We start from the raw sequence: 17,936 nt of genomic DNA, 5'->3' as shown, positions 1-17,936 counted from the left end.
CCCAGCTTTGCACGCATTGCTGCTGGTACGCGCCTGGTCGTCGTTAACCGACGTGCAAGGCAACCTGTGCTAAAGTCAGCACCCCATTTTCAGCATGTTCCGTGATATGACAGACGCCAAAGGCTCCAGCAGTTCATCGAGCATGAAGATCTACCTCCGTCTACTTGGCTATGTCCGCCCCTACATCGGCGTGTTTCTGCTTAGTATCCTGGGCTTTCTGATCTTCGCTTCGACTCAGCCCATGCTGGGCTATATCCTCAAGTATTTCGTCGACGGCCTGTCCAACCCGGACGCCTCGCTGTTCCCCAACGTCCCTTACCTGCGCGACCTCAACCTGTTGCACACGGTACCTGGGCTGATCATTCTGATCGCCGCCTGGCAGGGGCTGGGTTCGTTTCTGGGCAACTACTTCCTGGCCAAGGTCTCCCTGGGCCTGGTACACGACCTGCGGGTGCAGCTGTTCAATAACCTGCTGACCCTGCCCAACCGCTACTTCGACCAGAACAACTCCGGGCACCTCATTTCCCGCATCACGTTCAACGTGACCATGGTCACCGGCGCTGCCACCGACGCCATCAAGGTGGTGATCCGCGAAGGCATGACGGTGATCTTCCTGTTTGCCTCGCTGCTGCTGATGAACTGGCGCCTGACCCTGGTGATGCTGGCCATCCTGCCGCTGATCGCCTTCATGGTGGGCCGCGCCAGCAAGAAATTCCGCAAGCAGAGCAAGAAGATCCAGGTGGCCATGGGTGACGTCACCCACGTGGCATCGGAAACCATCCAGGGTTACCGGGTAGTGCGCAGCTTCGGCGGCGAAACCTACGAGCAACGGCGCTTCCTCAAGGCCAGCCAGAGCAACACCGACAAGCAGCTGCGCATGACCCGCACCAGCGCCATCTATACGCCGCTGCTGCAGTTGGTGATCTATGTGGCCATGGCGGTGCTGATGTTTCTGGTGCTGTACCTTCGCGGCGACGCCTCGGCGGGTGACATGGTTGCCTACATCACCTTGGCCGGTCTGCTGCCCAAGCCGATTCGCCAGCTGTCGGAAGTCAGTTCGACCATCCAGAAGGGCGTCGCCGGTGCTGAAAGCATCTTCGAGCAACTGGACGAGCCGCGTGAGCTGGACAAAGGCACTGTGGAGCGCGATTCGGTCAAGGGTCGCCTGGAAGTGCGCAACCTCAGCTTCACGTACCCAGGTACCGAGCGCCAGGTGCTGCGCGACATCAACTTCACCGTCGAGCCCGGGCAGATGGTGGCGCTGGTGGGCCGGTCCGGCAGTGGTAAATCCACCCTGGCCGGCCTGATTCCGCGCTTCTACCACCACGACACCGGCGAGATTCTGCTCGATGGCGTGGAAATCGAAGACTTCAAGCTGCTGAACCTGCGCCGCCACATCGCCCAGGTCAACCAGCACGTCACGCTGTTCAGCGACACCATCGCCAACAACATTGCCTATGGTGACCTGGCCGGTGCCCCGCGTGCCGATATCGAGGCGGCCGCCGAGGCGGCGTTCGCCAAAGACTTCGTCGACCAATTGCCCAAGGGCTTCGATACCCAGATCGGTGAAAACGGCGTGCTGTTGTCTGGCGGCCAGCGCCAGCGCCTCGCAATCGCTCGTGCGTTGCTGAAGAACGCACCCTTGCTGATCCTGGATGAAGCGACCTCGGCGCTGGACACAGAGTCGGAACGGCACATCCAGGCCGCCCTGGACCGCGTGATGGAAGGCCGCACCACCCTGGTGATCGCGCACCGTCTGTCGACCATCGAGAAGGCCGACCAGATTCTGGTCATGGACCAGGGTTGCCTGGTGGAGCGTGGCACCCACGCCGAGCTGCTGGCAGCCAATGGCTATTATGCCCGCCTGCATGCCATGGGCCTGGATGAACCGGCCAAGGCCGATATCACCTGAAACCTGCCACACCGGGGCCCTGGCGGCCCCGGTTGTATCCGGATATTCCCAGGGTGATCTGGCCGTAAAGCCACCGTTCACCCTGTGCTAATATCCCGTCCCTGTTCACTATTTTCATATGGGTTGCCCATGAAGTTGTCCATGCCGCGTTTCGATCAAGCCCCGGTACTGGTGGTCGGCGATGTCATGCTCGACCGCTACTGGCATGGCGGTACCTCGCGTATCTCGCCTGAAGCGCCAGTGCCGGTGGTCAAGGTCGATCAGATCGAGGATCGCCCGGGTGGCGCGGCCAACGTTGCGTTGAACATTGCGGCGCTGGGTGCGCCTGCGTCGCTGATCGGTGTCACCGGGCAGGACGAGGCCGCCGACAGCCTGGCCAACAGCCTGCACGCGGCGGGTGTGCGCTCGGTGTTCCAGCGCATCGCCCATCAGCCGACCATCGTCAAGCTGCGGGTCATGAGCCGCCACCAGCAGTTGCTGCGTATCGATTTCGAGGAACCCTTCGCCACCGACCCCCTGTCACTGGGTGCGGAAGTGGACAAGCTGCTCGAAGGCGTCAAGGTGCTGGTACTGTCGGATTACGGCAAAGGCGCCTTGAAGAACCACCAGAGCCTGATCCAGGCAGCGCGTGCCAAGGGTATCCCGGTGCTGGCCGACCCCAAGGGCAAGGATTTTTCCGTGTACCGCGGTGCCAGCCTCATTACCCCCAACCTCAGCGAATTCGAAACCATCGTCGGCCGCTGCGCCGACGAGGCCGAGCTGGTAGCCAAGGGCCTGCAGCTACTGCATGACCTGGACATGGGCGCCTTGCTGGTGACCCGTGGCGAGCACGGCATGACCCTGCTGCGCATCGGCCAGCCGCCGCTGCACCTGCCAGCGCGGGCGCGAGAAGTGTTCGACGTCACCGGTGCCGGTGATACGGTGATCTCTACCCTGGCTGCCGCCATTGCGGCCGGCGAGGAGCTGCCTCATGCAGTGGCCCTGGCCAACCTGGCGGCAGGCATCGTGGTCGGCAAGCTGGGTACCGCCGCCATCAGTGCACCAGAGCTGCGCCGGGCCATTCAGCGCGAAGAGGGTTCCGAGCGCGGGGTGCTGGGGCTTGAGCAACTGCTGGTAGCCATCGATGATGCCCGGGCCCACAACGAGCGCATCGTCTTTACCAATGGCTGCTTCGACATTCTGCATGCCGGGCACGTGACCTATCTCGAACAGGCCCGTGCCCAAGGGGACAGGCTGATCGTTGCCGTCAATGACGATGCGTCGGTCAGCCGCCTGAAAGGGCCAGGCCGGCCGATCAACAGTGTCGACCGGCGCATGGCGGTACTGGCGGGCCTGGGGGCGGTGGACTGGGTGATCAGTTTCTCGGAAGGCACGCCGGAAAACCTGCTGAGCCAGGTGAAGCCCGATGTGCTGGTAAAGGGTGGCGACTATGGCATCGACCAGGTGGTGGGTGCCGATATCGTCAACGGCTACGGCGGCACCGTGAAAGTGCTGGGGCTGGTCGAGAACAGCTCGACCACTGCCATCGTCGAGAAAATCCGCAAGCACTGACGCTGCGTCGGGGCCATCATGGCCCCGGTCATGGGCTCTGGTTGCGCAGAGACGTCCTGGCCCGCCGCAGCAGGGCCCGCGCCTTGGCACCAAAGCGCTGCAGGTGGCTGGCCCGCGCGGGCTTGGTTTCTACCAGGCCTTGCTGCTTCACCCAGTCCCGCCAGCGCACCCGCTCATCCTTCACCACCCAGCCTTCCTGCTGGGCAAAGCTCTCGGCCAGGTACAGGCCGCGAGTGCTCGCCGGCACCAGCTCGTCCTTCTTCAGGGTGTACAGCTCGGCCAGGGGTTGGCCGTCCTTCAAAGGCATCAGGTACAGGTCTGGCCGCTTGCGGTTCAGCCGTGCCACCAGTTGGTCGCCTTCCAGCCGCTCATCGACGTGGAACAGGCTGAGCTTCTTGGCGTCCCGCGGCACGTCCAGGCGCATGTCGTAGATCAGTTGCAGCGATGCCGTGGGCAGGTGCACATAGGCCCTGGGCCGCTCCAGCAACACCTGCTGGCCGCAGTGCACCGGGCGCGCCGCGCCGGACTGCGGGGCCAGCTGGAAGTGCGGGGTTTCGCGGTAATGCAGGGCGGCTGCGTAGGGCACGGGCAGCCAGGTTTCGTTGAAGCGCCCACCCAGCCACCCTTCGGTGGTTTCCAGCAGGCATTCTTCGGCCACTTCCTGCACCGCCGTGTGCAAGGGCAGGTTCAGCTCCTGCGCCGGTACATAACCTGAGATCAGTTTCAGTACCACGTCGCCGCGGTCTTGTCGGCGCTGGCGCACCAGCACCCAGTAATCGCGGTTTTGCCAGTGCAGGGTGAGCCGAACCGAGACGCCCAGGTTGGCCAGCTCGGCGACGAAACGCTGCGGGTCATCCACCTGGATGGGCTTGCGCCGTTGTTGGGTCTGGGCAAAGTTGAGGGGCACGCCGATGCTCTGGTACACCAGGCCCTCGGCGGTGGCTTCTACATGCAGTGGCAGCGTCTTGAAGTTGCTCGGGTTCTTGCGGATCAGCGTTCGCGCCACGGGGCTTCTCCTTGCGTCGGCTCAGTTGCCCGGCCATGGCCACGGGCAACTCACTGCTGGCCCAGGATGCGGGCGACGGTGGCCACGTTGTGGGCCAGGTGCAACGGGTTGATGGTGCCCACGATAGCACTGCTGACGCCCGGGTGGGCAAACAGCAATTCGAAGCTTGCCCGCACCGGGTCCACACCGGGTGCCAGGCATACGTGGCCGCTGGCCAGGGCCTTTTTTACCAGGATGGCCTTGCCGTGTTGCGCAGCGTAGTCCAGCACGGGGCGCTCTGCCTGCTCGTTCAGGTTGTAGGTGACCATGGCGCAGTCGCCGTGCTCCAGGGCCTTCAAGCCGCCAGCAACCGTCTTGCCGGAGAGGCCGAAGCCCAGAATCTTGCCCTCGCGCTTGAGCTCGGCCAGGGTCTGGTACACCGCTTGCTGCTCCAGGATGGCCAGGTCGTTGCCGTCGGAGTGCACCAGCACCAGGTCGATGCGGTCGGTTTCCAGCCGCTGCAGGCTACGTTCCACCGACCGGCGGGTGTGGGCGGCACTGAAGTCGAAGTGCGACAGGCCGCCCTCGAACTCTTCACCCACCTTGCTCACAATCACCCATTCATCGCGTTGCCCACGCAGCAACGGGCCGAGGCGTTCCTCGCTGCGGCCATAGGCGGGGGCGGTATCGATCAGGTTGATGCCCAACTGGCGGGCCTGGGCCAGCAGCAGGCGGGCATCTTCATCGCCGGGGATGGTGAAACCGGCAGGGTATTTCACGCCCTGGTCGCGGCCGAGCTTCACGGTGCCAAGGCCCAGGGGCGACACCTGCAGCCCGGTGCTGCCCAAGGGGCGATGGAAATTGTGCAGGGTGGGCAGGCTCATGGCAGCAGTTGCTCCCAGGCTGGCGTGCCCAGAGGCGGGCGTGGCAGGCCGGACAGGTCAGGGTGGGCCTGGGGTTGAATGCCGTCGCGCTGCAGCTGGTTGATGACCCGGTCACTGAAGTCCGGCGCCAGGGCCAGCTTGGTCGGCCAGCCCACCAGCAGGCGCTGCTGTTCGGCCAGGAAGGCGTTGTCGGGGCGCACCAGGCCCGATTGCGCGGGTTCTGCGCGGTCGACGCGCAAGGTGGCCCAGCGTACCTGGCCCTGGTCGACCCAAGGCAGCAGGTTGGCCACTTCCTGCTGTGCGGCGGCGATCTGCGCAGCGCTGTCGCGGGCCACGCCATCGGCTTCGGCCAGGTCGCCACCCAGGTACCACACCCACTGGCCGTCGGCAGCCGGGTGGGTGGTGACGGTCATGCGCGGCTTGGGCCCGCCACCCAGGCAGTGCGCATACAGGGGTTTGAGGTTGGCGCCCTTGGCCATCACCATGTGCAGGGGGCGCGTTTGCATGGCTGGCTGCTGCAGGCCCAGGGCGTGCAGCAGGTCTTCGGTGCCGGCCCCTGCGCTGAGGACGATGCGCTGGGCGATGATGCTGCGCCCATCCACCTGCAGGCCAACCAGTTCGTCGCTTTCACGTAGTGGGGTGATGCGTTCGCCTGCCAGCAGGCTGTCACCGGCCAGTTCTGCCAGGTTGGCCAGCAGGCTGGGCACGTCGATGACCAGTTCTGCCAGCCGATAGACCTTGCCCTTGAAGGCCCGGTCCTGCAGGGCCGGGGGCAATTGATTGCCCTTGACCTGGTCGACGCGGCCGCGCACCGCCTTGCTGGCGAAGAAGCTGGTGAGGTTGCCGGCCAGCGTACCGGGGGACCACAGGTAGTGGGCCTCGGACAGCAGCCGGGTGTTGGCCAGGTTGAGCTCACCGTTGCCGGCCAGCGCCTCGCGCCAGCGCCTGGGCATGTCGGCGATGGCTTCGGAAGCGCCGGTCAAGGCGCCATGCAGGGCGTACTTGGTGCCGCCATGGATGATGCCCTGGGACTTGATGGTCTGCTCGCCGCCAAGGCTGGCGCGCTCCACCAGCACTGTCGAGTAGCCCAGCCGACGCAGTCGGGCATTGAGCCACAGGCCTGCGACCCCGGCGCCGACGATCAGCACGTCAGTGGTAATAGCAGATGGCATGGTGGTACCTCGAAGACTGGGACAGCGGGCAAGTATACAGGGTCGGGCCTGGGTGGGCAGTTAGCCGGGAGTGTTCGCCTTGGCAGTTGCGGCGCCTGGGCGATCGAGCGCCAGGCTCAACCCAGGCCCGGCATCAATGCCCCGCCGTCTTGGAAAACACCTGAATCACCACCACGCCCCCAACAATCATGGCCATGCCCAGCATGGCGGGCACGTCCAGCTTCTGCCCGTAGATCACCAGTGCCGCCACGCTGATCAGCACGATGCCCAAACCCGACCACACAGCATAGGCAATCCCCACCGGAATGCTGCGCACCACCAGCGTCAGCATCCAGAACGCGATCCCGTAGCCCACCACCATCAACAGCAGCGGCAACGGCGTGCTCAGCCCTTTGACCGCTTTCATCGAAGCAGTGGCGATGACTTCGGCGCAGATGGCGATGGCGAGGTAGGTGTAGGCATTCATGATGGTTTCTCCTGATGATGCGCGCATTCTAGAGGGTGCCAGTATGCGGTAAAGTCATTACCTATCTGGTATGGAGATAGGTTGATGGCCGAGCTATGGAACCTGGAGCAGCTGCGCACCTTCCTGCGCGTGGCGGAGCTGCGCTCATTCTCAGCAGTAGCGCGGGAGCAGGGCAGGGCGCAGTCCGCAATCAGCAATGCCATCGCCTTGCTGGAAGCCGACCTTGGCGTCACGCTGTTCGAGCGCAGCAGCGGTCGGCAGCCGAAACTCACTGAAAACGGCAGTGCCCTGTTGGCCGATGCCCGCGAGTTGTTACGCCAGTGCGAACGCCTGGACGGCCGTGCCCTGGCACTGATGCGCGGCCAGGAAGCCCTGTTGCGGGTGGCGCAAGACGAAGCCATGCCCTACCAGCCCGTCATCGACAGCCTGGATGAACTGGCCAGCCGTTACCCGTTTCTGGAAGTGCAACTGGCCAGCGGCGCCCAGGGTGACGTAGCGCGCAAACTGGTCGAGCGGCGCGCCGACCTCGGCCTGTTCTTCCACCACGAAAGCATGCCGGCATCGCTGGAGCGGCGAGCCCTGGGGAGTGTGGAAATGGTAACCGTGTGCGCCGTTGACCACCCACTGGCGCAGGCCGGGCCGGTGACCCGTCAGCAACTGGCACGCCACCGCCAGTTGCTGGTTACCCCCCAGCAGAGCGGCTACCCGGGTGGCGAGGCGATCAGCCCGCAGGTGTGGCGGGCCGACAGCTTTTACGCCATGGCCGAATTGCTGATGCGCGGCCTGGGTTGGGCCTGGCTGCCGCGGCATGTGGTGCAATACCCGACGTATCAGGCGCACATGGTCGAGCTGGCCAGTGAATGGCGCCCACCGGCATTGGTGGTGGAACTGGCCTGGCGCCGGGACGAGCCCCTTGGGCCCGCCGCACAGTGGCTGGCCGAGCGCTTTGCGGTACACCTGCGTGCTATCGGGTAAACTCCGCCGCCATGAACAGAACTCTCTATAGCTTGTTGTTTCACCTCGGTCTGCCACTGGTTGCGCTGCGCCTGTACCTGCGTGCGCGCAAGGCGCCTGCCTACGGCCAGCGCGTGGGTGAGCGCTTTGCATTCAAACTGCCAGCCATGCGCAAGGGCGGTATATGGGTACACGCGGTGTCGGTGGGTGAAAGCATCGCCGCCGCGCCGATGGTGCGCGCATTGCTCAAGGCCTACCCGCAGTTGCCGATTACGCTCACCTGCATGACCCCAACCGGGTCGGAGCGTATTCGCGCACTGTTCGCCGACGAACCCCGGGTGCAGCATTGTTACTTGCCCTATGACCTGCCATGGGCGGCCGGGCGTTTTCTGGACCATGTGCAGCCGAAACTGGGCGTGATCATGGAGACCGAGTTATGGCCCAACCATATCCATCAGTGCGCCAAGCGCTCGATCCCGGTCGCGCTGGCCAATGCGCGGTTGTCCGAGCGTTCCGCCCGTGGCTATGGCCGCTTTGCCAGGCTGACCCGGCCCATGCTGGCCGAGATGAGCCTGATTGCGGTGCAGACCGAAGCGGAGGCCGAGCGTTTCCGCACCTTGGGTGCGCGCCCGCAGTGCGTCCAGGTGACGGGGTCGATCAAGTTCGACCTGCAAGTCGACCCGCAACTGCTGCCCCGCGCCAAGGCGCTGCGCGAGCAGTGGGGGGCCGCCCAGCGGCCGGTGTGGATCGCGGCCAGCACCCATGAAGGCGAAGACGCACTGATTCTCCAGGCTCATCAGCAGTTGCTGAAGAGCCATGCCGATGCGTTGCTGATTCTGGTGCCGCGCCACCCCGAGCGCTTCGCTGCCGTGCATGCCCTGTGTAGCGAGCAGTTCGCAACGGTACGCCGCTCCGCTGGGGACGCTGTGCAGGGCCAGAGCCAGGTGCTGTTGGGCGATACCATGGGCGAATTGCTGTTCCTCTATGCCCTGGCCGACATCGCCTTCGTGGGTGGCAGCCTGGTGGCGACAGGGGGGCACAACCCGCTGGAGCCCGCCGCGCTGGCGCTACCGGTGCTGATGGGGCCGCACGTGTTCAACTTCCTCGAAATCAGCGCAATGCTGCGCGAGGCCGGGGCGCTGCAGCAGGTGGACGATGCCGACGGGCTGGCCCAAGCGGTGCAGCGCCTGGTCGAGTTGCCGCAGGACGCCCGGCGCATGGGCGAGGCGGGCCGGGCAGTGATGCGGGCCAACCAAGGGGCGTTGCAGCGGTTGATCGATGGGTTGAGTGGGTTGTTGGGGTAAGGCCGCCGCCACGCGGCCCCCGTTTCAGCGCCTGCGCTCGAAGTTCTTGGCCGCCGCCGCCGCCAGGTCCGGCGGCAGGAAATCCTTGTCCGGGTTGTAGTCCGGTTTCAGGTACCGTTTCAGATCCTGCAGGTCTTGCGGGCTGAGCGTGCCGGCTGCCTGCTTGAGGCTCAGGTTATCGAGGATGTACGCATAGCGGCTGTTGTTGTAATCCCTCACCGAGGTATACAACTGGCGCTGCGCATCAAGCACGTCAACGATATTGCGCGTGCCCACCTGGTAGCCAATTTCAGTGGCTTCCAGCGCACTCTGGTTGGAAATGATCGACTGCTTGCGCGCCTGCACCTGCTCCACGTCGGTGTTCACCGCCCGGTGCAGGTTGCGGGTGTTTTCCACCACCTGGCGGCGCAGGCTCTCACGCTGTTGTTCGCTCTGGCTGAGGCGCTGGTAAGCCTCGCGCACCTGGGAGCTGGTCAGGCCACCGCTGTAGATCGGGATGTTCAGTTGCAGGCCCACCGTGGTCTGTTCCACGTCACCGCCATAGCGCACGCCCAGCGGCGACGGGTTGCTGAACCCCAGGTTGTCGTTGTCGCCCTTCTGGTACTTGGCCACTGCATCCACCGTAGGGGCGTGGCCGGCCTTGCGCTGGCGCAGGGTTTCTTCAGCGGCAGACACCGCGTAGTTGGTGGCCAGCAGGTTCAGGTTCTGCCGGCCTGCGGTTTCTACCCAGGCCTTGGCGTCGTTAGGGGTCGGCACCTGCACTGGCAGGCTGTGCACCACACCCTGAATCGACGTGTATTCACGGTTGGTGAGGGTGACCAGGGCCTGGAAGGCATCCTGCACCTGGCGGTCGGCAATGATGCGGTTGGCCCGTGCGGTGTCGTAGCTGGCCTGGGATTGCAGCACGTCGGTCTTGTCCGAAAGGCCCACGTCGAAGCGTTCGTTGGACTGGTCCAGCTGGCGCTTGAGTGCGGCCTCTTCGGCTTTGGTCGCAGCCAGGTTGTCCTGGGCGCGCAAGACTGCAAAGTAGCTTTGCGCGGTCTGCAGGATCAGGTTCTGTTCGGTGGCCGACAATTCCAGTGCGGCCTGCTCGTTGACTGCTTCGGCAGCCTGCAACTGGAACCAGCGATCGGCGCGGAAGATCGGCTGGGCCAGTGTCGCGCTCCAGGCGTTGCCGCTGCGGGTAGAGGTGATCGAGGGTTCGTCGAGCTTGGTGCGCGTGTTCATCATCTCGGCACCCGCTGACAGGTTTGGCAGCAGCCCGGCACGGGCCTGGGGTACCACTTCGCGCCGCGCGCCATAGTCGGCGCGGGCTGCCGCCAGGTCGGCGTTGTTGTCCACGGCTTCCTGGTAGACGCTGACCAGGTCGGTCTTCACCGTTGGGGGCACGTCTGCTGCCCAGGCCATCGCGTTGGATGCACAAGACACGGCGAGGGCCAGTGAAAGTTTGCGCAGCATAGGTGCAATCCTTGTACGAAATGTAATTACTGAACTGTTGAGTATCGTGCGATGACGCAGTGTAGTGCGGTGTGCCCCGGGCAACAATCGCCTATTCACCGCCGATCGTCCGGGCCGATAGCCGCTTGGCTTTGCGGGCCACTCCAGTCTAGACTGCGCATGTTCTTGTCGGGGTGCCTTGAAGCAAAGGCTGAGATCGCATAGGTGCGGATCCCGTTGAACCTGATCAGGTTAGCGCCTGCGTAGGGAACAAGATTGCTCGCCTTCCCGGGGAGCCTCTTGTGCCAGGTCCGGGAATGTCTCAGCTGCTTGCGGCTGTTGGCACCTCGTCTTTGGCACCGCACCCGTCTAGGAGTGCATCCGCGTCCTTCAGGTTCACCCCGACATTCCACCGCTTGGAAGCCGTCTGGAGAGCCTGTGATGACCAAACAAGAAAAAGCGATCAACCTCAGTGAATCGGCCCAGGTCGATCAGCAGTCCGTGCAACCCTTCCCGCGCTCGCGCAAGGTGTATGTCGAGGGTTCGCGCCCGGACATCCGTGTGCCCATGCGCGAGATCAGCCTGGACGACACCCCCACCGATTTTGGTGGCGAAACCAACGCCCCGGTGCTGGTCTACGACACCTCCGGCCCCTACACCGACCCCAGCGTGCTCATCGACGTGCGCAAGGGTCTGGCCGATGTGCGTTCGGCCTGGATCGAGGCACGCGGTGATACAGAGCGCCTGGCCGGGCTCAGCTCCCACTTCGGGCAGGAGCGCCTGAACGATGCCGAACTCGCCAAGCTGCGCTTCGCCCACGTGCGCAACCCGCGCCGCGCCAAGCCCGGTGCCAACGTCTCGCAGATGCACTATGCCCGCCAGGGCATCATCACCGCCGAAATGGAATACGTGGCCATCCGCGAGAACATGAAGCTGCAGGAAGCCCGGGCCGCGGGCCTGCTGGCCGAGCAGCACGCCGGGCACAGCTTTGGCGCCAGTATCCCGCAGCAGATTACCCCGGAGTTCGTGCGCGAAGAGGTTGCCCGTGGCCGTGCGATCATCCCGGCCAACATCAACCACCCAGAGCTGGAGCCGATGATCATCGGCCGCAACTTCCTGGTGAAGATCAACGGCAATATCGGCAACAGCGCACTCGGTTCCTCCATCGAGGAAGAGGTGGCCAAGCTGACGTGGGGCATCCGCTGGGGGTCGGACACGGTCATGGACCTGTCCACCGGCAAGCACATCCATGAAACACGCGAGTGGATCATCCGTAATTCGCCAGTGCCGATTGGCACCGTGCCTATCTACCAGGCCCTGGAAAAGGTGAACGGCGTGGCCGAAGACCTCACCTGGGAGCTGTTCCGCGATACCCTGATCGAGCAGGCCGAGCAGGGCGTGGACTACTTCACCATCCACGCCGGGGTATTGCTGCGCTATGTACCGCTGACCGCCAAGCGCGTTACCGGCATCGTCAGCCGCGGGGGTTCGATCATGGCCAAGTGGTGCCTGGCGCACCATCAGGAGAACTTCCTCTACACCCACTTCGAAGAAATCTGCGAAATCATGAAGGCCTACGACGTCAGCTTCTCGCTGGGCGATGGCCTGCGCCCGGGGTCGATTGCCGATGCCAACGACGCGGCCCAGTTCGGCGAGCTGGAAACCCTGGGCGAGCTGACCAAGATTGCCTGGAAGCACGACGTGCAATGCATGATCGAAGGCCCCGGCCATGTGCCCATGCAGTTGATCAAGGAGAACATGGACAAGCAGCTTGAATGCTGTGACGAAGCGCCGTTCTACACCCTTGGCCCGCTGACCACCGATATCGCACCGGGCTACGACCACATCACCTCGGGCATCGGTGCGGCGATGATCGGCTGGTTCGGCTGCGCCATGCTCTGCTACGTCACACCCAAGGAGCACTTGGGCCTGCCGAACAAGGACGACGTGAAGACCGGCATCATCACCTACAAGATCGCCGCCCACGCTGCGGACCTGGCCAAGGGCCACCCCGGCGCGCAGATCCGTGACAACGCGCTTTCCAAGGCACGCTTCGAGTTCCGCTGGCAGGACCAATTCAACCTGGGCCTGGACCCGGACACCGCCCGCGCGTTCCACGACGAAACCCTGCCGAAGGAGTCGGCCAAGGTCGCGCACTTCTGCTCCATGTGCGGGCCGAAATTCTGCTCCATGAAGATCACCCAGGAAGTACGCGAGTACGCCGCCAAGATCGAAACCGTTGACGTTACGGTGGAGCAGGGCATGCGTGAGCAGGCCGAGCGGTTCCGCCAGGAAGGCAGTCAGCTGTACCACAAGGTGTAACCGGCTTTACACCTGCACCGAAGCGGCTAGCCCCTTCGCGGGTAAACCCGCTCCCACAGGAATGTGAACTGCTCTGTGGGAGTGGATTTACCCGCGAAGAGGCCAGCCGCTTCAGCACCCATCTCAACCTTCTCGGCGATCACAACAATGACCACCCCCAGCCCGTTCTCCCCCGACCACCCGGTCCCCGCTGCCAGGCGCATCTTTGGCGCTCGCGACTTGTTCTCCCTGTGGTTCTCCCTCGGCATCGGCCTGATGGTGCTGCAAGTCGGCGCCATGTTGGCACCGGGCCTGGGCCTTGCCGGCGCGGTGCTTGCCATCGCCCTGGGCACAGGTGTCGGGGTGCTGCTATTGGGCGCCGCCGGGGTGATTGGCAGCGACACCGGGCTGTCCGCCATGGGTACCCTGAAGCTCAGCCTGGGCAGCCATGGCGCACGGTTACCGGCGCTGCTCAACCTGCTGCAACTGGTGGGTTGGGGCGCCTTTGAAATCATCGTCATGCGCGACGCCGCGAGCCTTTTGGGCGCACGCGCGTTCGGCGAAGACAGTGCCTGGAACAGCCCCATGCTGTGGACGCTGTGCTTCGGCGCCCTGGCCACCGCGCTGGCAGTCAGCGGGCCGTTGGCCTTCGTACGCAAGATCTTGCGCGCCTGGGGTATCTGGCTGCTGCTGGGCGCCTGCCTGTGGCTGACCTGGAACCTGTTCGCCAAGGCGGACCTGGCCGCCCTGTGGAACCGCAGCGGCGATGGCTCGATGTCGCTGGCGGTGGGCTTTGACATCGTCATCGCCATGCCCCTGTCATGGCTGCCGCTGATCGCCGACTATTCGCGCTTCGCCCGTGATGGCCGGCAGGTGTTCGGCGGCACGGTGCTGGGCTACTTCATCGGCAATACCTGGCTGATGAGCCTTGGCGTGGCCTACACCCTCGCCTTCGCTGCCAGCGGCGAGGTCAATGCATTGCTGCTGGCCTTGGCGGGGGCGGGCATGGGCATCCCGCTGCTGCTCATCTTGCTGGACGAATCGGAAAAGGCCTTCGCCGATATCCATTCGGCAGCGGTGTCCAGCGGCGTGCTGGTGCCGGTCAAGGTCGAGCACCTGGCCCTGGTGATCGGTGTGCTGTGCACCCTGATTGCCTTGTTGGCCCCGCTGGCCCAGTACGAGAACTTCCTGCTGCTGATCGGTTCGGTGTTCGCGCCGCTGTTCGGCGTGGTACTGGTGGACCATTACGGGGTGCGCCGTCGCCGCCTGCCGACCCAGGCCACGGGGCTGCACTGGCCGGCGTTGCTGGCTTGGGGGATGGGCGCGGTGGCCTACCACGTGATCGCAGCGCAGGCGCCGGACCTGGGGGCTACCCTGCCGGCGGTGCTGCTGGCAGGGCTGACCTACGGTGTACTGAGCCTCAGCCGCGGCCGGGGAACAGTTCAGGCTTGATCACGCCGTTGAGGCGCGGGTAGGGGATTTTCAGCTCTACATGGCCCATGGAGTACGGCGCGATGGCGTACACCTCGTACTTCACCACCACCGCGCCGTAGGTCAGGGCAATGTGCGGCGAACGTTTGAACGGCCAGGTCTTGAGGAACTCGGCGTCCTTGTCCATGCCGACGCTGATCAGCCAGGCACGGTGGGACTCCTCGACGGTCTTCCAGAACGTGTCTTCCTGGCCGGGTACCAGCATGTCCTGCAAGGTCAGCACCTTGTCCAGCTTGCGTGAGTAGTTGATGAACGCGCGGCCCGGCATGCCATGGGCACCGCCGGTGTCCAGGTAGCTGGACAGTTCGACGATCACCAAGCCGTCATGCTGCTCGCGTACCTTGGCCTGCAGGTAGCTGCTGTTGCGCTTGTCGGCGCTGGCCAGGTACTGCTGCTCGTAGGCTTGCAGGGTGGCCGGTACGGTGCCGCGTGCGTTGTCTTCGGTCAGCTGCAGCAGGCGTTTTTCAACGATTGCATCAAGCTTGGGCAGCGCCGGGAAGTGCACGGTATCAATGTTCACCAGCGGGCAGTCACGTTCGCTGCAGCCGGGTTTCACGTGCTCCCAGGCCTCGCGCTTGACCTCGAGGGGGGCTCGGTAGTTGGGCGCGAACAGGCTCTGGCAAGCACCCAGGGCCATGGCCAGCACAGCCACGGAAGTCAGTTTGACAAGTGTCATGATGATCCTTGCAAGAACAGGGAAAAGTCGGCCTTTGACTGTCGGCACGGCCTTCAGTTCGCCACTAAGCTAACAGAGACACCGCCTGCTGTCCCGTGTGCCCCAACGGTTGCTGCTGGGGGGTGAAACGTGCCAGCGTGCAGAGTAGGATGGCGCGAAGCGGTATCGAGGTAATGAGGATTTCCATGTCAGACACGTTGAATTCAGTGCCCCGGGCGGTCGAGATCGTCAAGCGGGCCAACTGCTTCCAGGGCTTCTACAAGCTCGACAAGCTGCAACTGCGCCATGAGCTGTTTGCCGGCGGCATGGGGCGCGAGATCAGCCGTGAGCTGTTCGTGCGCCACGACGCGGTGTGCGTGCTGCCCTACGACCCGCAACGCGATGAAGTGGTGCTGATCGAGCAGTTTCGCGTCGGCGCCCTGGGCAAGGCCGACAACCCCTGGCTGATCGAGATGGTTGCAGGGTTGATCGACAAGGACGAGCAGCCCGAAGAGGTTGCCCACCGCGAAGCCGAAGAAGAGGCCGGCCTCACCTTCAGCGCGCTGTGGCCGATGACCCGCTACTTCCCCTCACCGGGCGGCAGTGATGAATACGTCCACCTGTTCCTGGGCCGGTGCAGTGCCGAGGGCGCGGGTGGCCTGCATGGCCTGGAGGCCGAAGGCGAGGACATCCGCGTGCGCGTCTGGTCGTTCGAGGATGCCCTGCAGGCGGTGCGTGACGGCCGTATCTGCAACGCCGCTACCATCATTGGGCTGCAATGGCTGGCGCTGAACCGTGACGAAGTCCGGGGTATGTGGAAGTGAACCTGTTGCGCGAGCGCTACCGGGTCGACCTGGCCGGGCTGCAGGCCGCCTGCGAAGCCAATTACGCCCGGCTGATGCGGCTGCTGCCCGACATGCGCAGCACCCAGAGTTCGCGCCGCATCGGCATGACCCAGGGCGACCAGATGCTCGGTGTGCTGGTGCTCGAAGTGGTGCTGGCCTGCCCCTATACCACCACCTTGCGCGTGCGCCAGGAGCACAGCCTGCCCTGGCTGCCGGTACCGGTCATGGAGGTGCAGGTGTACCACGATGCGCGCATGGCCGAAGTGGTCAGCGCCGAGCATGCCCGCCGGCTGCGCAGCATCTATCCCTACCCCAATGACGCCATGCACCAGCCGGACGAAAAGGCCCAGCTCAACCTGTTTCTGGGTGAGTGGCTGAGCCACTGCCTGGCCTGTGGCCACGAACTGGCAAGCGCCCGCTGAAAGGAGACGGCCGTTGCCGCACCTGAACCCTGCCGGCACCGTGAATGTGGTGCAACTGACCGATGCTCACCTGTTTGCCGACCCTGGCGGCAGCATGCTGGGCCTGAATACCCGTGACAGCCTGCGCCATGTGGTGGCCCAGGCATTGCGCGAGCAGCCGGACACCCACCTGCTGTTGTGCACCGGTGACCTGTCCCAGGATGCCAGCGTTGCGTCTTACGCGGCGTTTCGCCAACTGACCGAAGGCTTTGCCGCACCTGCCCGCTGGTTGCCAGGCAACCATGACGAAGCCCAAGTGATGGCCCAGGTTGCGCCCGAGCTGGTACAACCCGTTACCGACCGGGGCGTCTGGCGCATCATCATGCTCGACACGGCCGTGCCGGGCGCCGCTCACGGCTGGCTCGACGATGCCCAGTTGGCGCTGCTGGATGCCGCGCTGGCCAGTGCGGGCGGGCGGCACTGCCTGGTGTGCATGCACCATCAACCCGTGGACATCGGCTGCGCCTGGATCGCCCCCATCGCCCTGCGCAACGCCCCGGCGCTGTTTGCAGTGGTGGCGCGTTACCCACAGGTGCGCGCCTTGCTGTGGGGTCACGTGCACCAAGAATGGGATGAATGGCGCGAGGGCCGACGGCTACTGGCTACACCTTCTACCTGCATCCAGTTCGCGGCGCGCAGCGAGGACTTCCAGGTAAGCCACGAGCAGCCAGGCTACCGCTGGCTGCGCCTGCATGCCGACGGGGTGATCGAGACGGGGGTTGAGCGGGCGCGGGACTTCGTCGTGGCGCTGGACTTCGACAGCCCAGGGTACTGACGGGTACACCAGCGCTGAGCGGTAAAAGTGTTGCCAAACCCGCCACGCAGCGTCAAAACCCGTCGAACGCGCTACACTGCGCGTCCCTGCGCCGGCGTCACCAGGCGCGAAGTCACAGATTCCGGGGGCAGCATGTCGGGTTCCATCCTCTATATCCATGGCTTCAACAGCTCGCCGCTGTCCACCAAGGCGCGCCAGCTGGAGGCTGTCATGCAGCAGATCGGCCTGGCCGAGCAGTTGCGCCTGCCTGCCTTGCACCATCACCCACGCAATGCCATCACCCAACTGGAAGCTGCCATCGCCGAGCTGGGCGCGCCGTTGCTGGTCGGCAGTTCGCTGGGCGGCTACTATGCCACCCACCTGGCCGAGCGCCATGGCCTTAAGGCGTTGCTGATCAACCCGGCCGTGAACCCGCACACGCTGTTTGACGGCTACCTGGGCACCCAGCACAACCACCATACCGGCGAGGCCTGGGAACTCACCCACGACCACGTCCAGGCCCTGGCGGCGCTGGAGGTACCACCGCCGGCTGACGCCAGCCGTTACCAGGTCTGGCTGCAAACCGGCGACGAAACCCTGGACTACCGGCATGCCGAGCGCTACTACCGCGCCTGTGCCCTGCGCATTCAGGCAGGTGGCGACCACAGCTTCCAGGGCTTTGCCGAGCGGCTGCCGGCGTTGTTGGCGTTTGCCGGCATTGAGCGTGCGCAGTATGCGGCCCTCGATTTTTCTGTATTTTGATT

Annotated in this window: 16 protein-coding genes and 1 riboswitch; of the genes, 10 read left to right on the top strand and 6 right to left on the bottom strand. The window is 64.6% G+C overall.

Annotation, left to right across the window (positions count from 1 at the left end; all coding sequences use genetic code 11):
- The first annotated feature begins 106 nt into the window (after positions 1 to 106).
- Entirely contained in the window at positions 107 to 1,912 is a 1,806-nt protein-coding gene (msbA, locus tag PPA02S_RS15105) for a lipid A export permease/ATP-binding protein MsbA (protein ID WP_028631872.1), read from the top strand.
- A 129-nt stretch (positions 1,913 to 2,041) separates the two neighbouring features.
- On the top strand, positions 2,042 to 3,463 hold the full coding sequence (hldE, locus tag PPA02S_RS15100) for a bifunctional D-glycero-beta-D-manno-heptose-7-phosphate kinase/D-glycero-beta-D-manno-heptose 1-phosphate adenylyltransferase HldE (RefSeq protein WP_028631871.1): 1,422 nt from the start codon (positions 2,042 to 2,044) through the stop codon (positions 3,461 to 3,463).
- A gap of 28 nt (positions 3,464 to 3,491) precedes the next feature.
- On the opposite strand, the gene PPA02S_RS15095 is transcribed toward hldE, so the two are convergent.
- The 4 genes from PPA02S_RS15095 to PPA02S_RS15080 form a co-directional block, all read right to left on the bottom strand.
- Entirely contained in the window at positions 3,492 to 4,469 is a 978-nt protein-coding gene (locus PPA02S_RS15095; RefSeq protein WP_028631870.1) for a hypothetical protein, read from the bottom strand.
- Between the two features lie 50 nt (positions 4,470 to 4,519).
- On the bottom strand, positions 4,520 to 5,332 hold the full coding sequence (locus tag PPA02S_RS15090) for an aldo/keto reductase (RefSeq protein WP_028631869.1): 813 nt from the start codon (positions 5,330 to 5,332) through the stop codon (positions 4,520 to 4,522).
- Positions 5,329 to 6,504, bottom strand: coding sequence for an NAD(P)/FAD-dependent oxidoreductase (locus PPA02S_RS15085; RefSeq protein WP_028631868.1), 1,176 nt, complete (start codon positions 6,502 to 6,504; stop codon positions 5,329 to 5,331). Before PPA02S_RS15085 ends, PPA02S_RS15090 begins: the two co-directional genes overlap by 4 nt.
- Before the next feature lie 133 nt (positions 6,505 to 6,637).
- Positions 6,638 to 6,970 (bottom strand): DMT family transporter, encoded by a 333-nt coding sequence (locus PPA02S_RS15080; RefSeq protein WP_028631867.1) that lies wholly within the window; start codon positions 6,968 to 6,970, stop codon positions 6,638 to 6,640.
- 84 nt (positions 6,971 to 7,054) lie between these two features.
- Between PPA02S_RS15080 and PPA02S_RS15075 the strand changes: the two genes are divergently transcribed.
- Both PPA02S_RS15075 and waaA read left to right on the top strand, forming a co-directional pair.
- Positions 7,055 to 7,945 (top strand): LysR family transcriptional regulator, encoded by an 891-nt coding sequence (locus PPA02S_RS15075; protein ID WP_028631866.1) that lies wholly within the window; start codon positions 7,055 to 7,057, stop codon positions 7,943 to 7,945.
- Between the two features lie 11 nt (positions 7,946 to 7,956).
- Positions 7,957 to 9,228 (top strand): lipid IV(A) 3-deoxy-D-manno-octulosonic acid transferase, encoded by a 1,272-nt coding sequence (gene waaA / locus PPA02S_RS15070; protein ID WP_028631865.1) that lies wholly within the window; start codon positions 7,957 to 7,959, stop codon positions 9,226 to 9,228.
- Between the two features lie 24 nt (positions 9,229 to 9,252).
- Here waaA and PPA02S_RS15065 read toward each other — a convergent pair whose 3' ends face one another.
- A complete protein-coding gene (locus PPA02S_RS15065; RefSeq protein ID WP_028631864.1) occupies positions 9,253 to 10,686 on the bottom strand; it encodes a TolC family outer membrane protein in 1,434 nt (477 codons plus the stop codon).
- Positions 10,687 to 10,845: 159 nt separating this feature from the next.
- Positions 10,846 to 10,952, top strand: a riboswitch (TPP riboswitch).
- Between the two features lie 154 nt (positions 10,953 to 11,106).
- Here PPA02S_RS15065 and thiC point away from each other — a divergent pair.
- Together thiC and cytX are read left to right on the top strand one after the other, a co-directional pair.
- Positions 11,107 to 12,987: a phosphomethylpyrimidine synthase ThiC gene (gene thiC, locus PPA02S_RS15060; RefSeq protein ID WP_028631863.1), complete on the top strand. Its 1,881-nt coding sequence runs from the start codon at positions 11,107 to 11,109 to the stop codon at positions 12,985 to 12,987.
- A 147-nt stretch (positions 12,988 to 13,134) separates the two neighbouring features.
- Positions 13,135 to 14,418, top strand: a complete 1,284-nt coding sequence (cytX, locus tag PPA02S_RS15055) for a putative hydroxymethylpyrimidine transporter CytX (RefSeq protein ID WP_028631862.1) — start codon at positions 13,135 to 13,137, stop codon at positions 14,416 to 14,418.
- Here cytX and PPA02S_RS15050 read toward each other — a convergent pair.
- Positions 14,387 to 15,133: an RsiV family protein gene (locus PPA02S_RS15050; protein ID WP_028631861.1), complete on the bottom strand. Its 747-nt coding sequence runs from the start codon at positions 15,131 to 15,133 to the stop codon at positions 14,387 to 14,389. The genes cytX and PPA02S_RS15050 overlap by 32 nt on opposite strands.
- Positions 15,134 to 15,318: 185 nt before the next feature.
- Between PPA02S_RS15050 and PPA02S_RS15045 the strand changes: the two genes are divergently transcribed.
- The 4 genes from PPA02S_RS15045 (at position 15,319) to PPA02S_RS15030 (ending at position 17,934) form a co-directional block, all read left to right on the top strand.
- Complete coding sequence (locus PPA02S_RS15045; protein ID WP_028631860.1) at positions 15,319 to 15,936, top strand: NUDIX domain-containing protein; 618 nt, start codon at positions 15,319 to 15,321, stop codon at positions 15,934 to 15,936.
- On the top strand, positions 15,927 to 16,379 hold the full coding sequence (locus PPA02S_RS15040) for a DUF1249 domain-containing protein (protein ID WP_028631859.1): 453 nt from the start codon (positions 15,927 to 15,929) through the stop codon (positions 16,377 to 16,379). The genes PPA02S_RS15045 and PPA02S_RS15040 overlap by 10 nt, the downstream gene beginning before the upstream one ends.
- 40 nt (positions 16,380 to 16,419) lie before the next feature.
- Positions 16,420 to 17,193 carry a 3',5'-cyclic-AMP phosphodiesterase gene (gene cpdA, locus PPA02S_RS15035; protein WP_042141828.1) on the top strand — a complete coding sequence of 258 codons (774 nt, stop codon included), beginning with the start codon at positions 16,420 to 16,422 and terminating at the stop codon, positions 17,191 to 17,193.
- A 132-nt stretch (positions 17,194 to 17,325) separates the two neighbouring features.
- The gene (locus PPA02S_RS15030) at positions 17,326 to 17,934 is read left to right on the top strand and encodes a YqiA/YcfP family alpha/beta fold hydrolase (protein ID WP_028631857.1); all 609 of its coding nucleotides are present in this window, start codon (positions 17,326 to 17,328) and stop codon (positions 17,932 to 17,934) included.
- Positions 17,935 to 17,936: the final 2 nt, after the last annotated feature.

Source organism: Pseudomonas parafulva NBRC 16636 = DSM 17004, assembly GCF_000730645.1.
GTDB classification, from domain to species: Bacteria; Pseudomonadota; Gammaproteobacteria; order Pseudomonadales; family Pseudomonadaceae; genus Aquipseudomonas; species Aquipseudomonas parafulva.
Note: the sequence above shows the minus strand (reverse complement) of the source record. Positions and strands in the feature narration are given on the sequence as shown.

Coding starts and splice junctions, on each gene's coding strand:
- msbA (WP_028631872.1), top strand. CDS start 107: ATGACAGACGCCAAAGGCTCCAGCAGTTCATCGAGCATGAAGATCTAC.
- hldE (WP_028631871.1), top strand. CDS start 2,042: ATGAAGTTGTCCATGCCGCGTTTCGATCAAGCCCCGGTACTGGTGGTC.
- PPA02S_RS15090 (WP_028631869.1), bottom strand. CDS start 5,332: ATGAGCCTGCCCACCCTGCACAATTTCCATCGCCCCTTGGGCAGCACC.
- PPA02S_RS15085 (WP_028631868.1), bottom strand. CDS start 6,504: ATGCCATCTGCTATTACCACTGACGTGCTGATCGTCGGCGCCGGGGTC.
- PPA02S_RS15080 (WP_028631867.1), bottom strand. CDS start 6,970: ATGAATGCCTACACCTACCTCGCCATCGCCATCTGCGCCGAAGTCATC.
- PPA02S_RS15075 (WP_028631866.1), top strand. CDS start 7,055: ATGGCCGAGCTATGGAACCTGGAGCAGCTGCGCACCTTCCTGCGCGTG.
- waaA (WP_028631865.1), top strand. CDS start 7,957: ATGAACAGAACTCTCTATAGCTTGTTGTTTCACCTCGGTCTGCCACTG.
- PPA02S_RS15065 (WP_028631864.1), bottom strand. CDS start 10,686: ATGCTGCGCAAACTTTCACTGGCCCTCGCCGTGTCTTGTGCATCCAAC.
- thiC (WP_028631863.1), top strand. CDS start 11,107: ATGACCAAACAAGAAAAAGCGATCAACCTCAGTGAATCGGCCCAGGTC.
- cytX (WP_028631862.1), top strand. CDS start 13,135: ATGACCACCCCCAGCCCGTTCTCCCCCGACCACCCGGTCCCCGCTGCC.
- PPA02S_RS15050 (WP_028631861.1), bottom strand. CDS start 15,133: ATGACACTTGTCAAACTGACTTCCGTGGCTGTGCTGGCCATGGCCCTG.
- PPA02S_RS15045 (WP_028631860.1), top strand. CDS start 15,319: ATGTCAGACACGTTGAATTCAGTGCCCCGGGCGGTCGAGATCGTCAAG.
- PPA02S_RS15030 (WP_028631857.1), top strand. CDS start 17,326: ATGTCGGGTTCCATCCTCTATATCCATGGCTTCAACAGCTCGCCGCTG.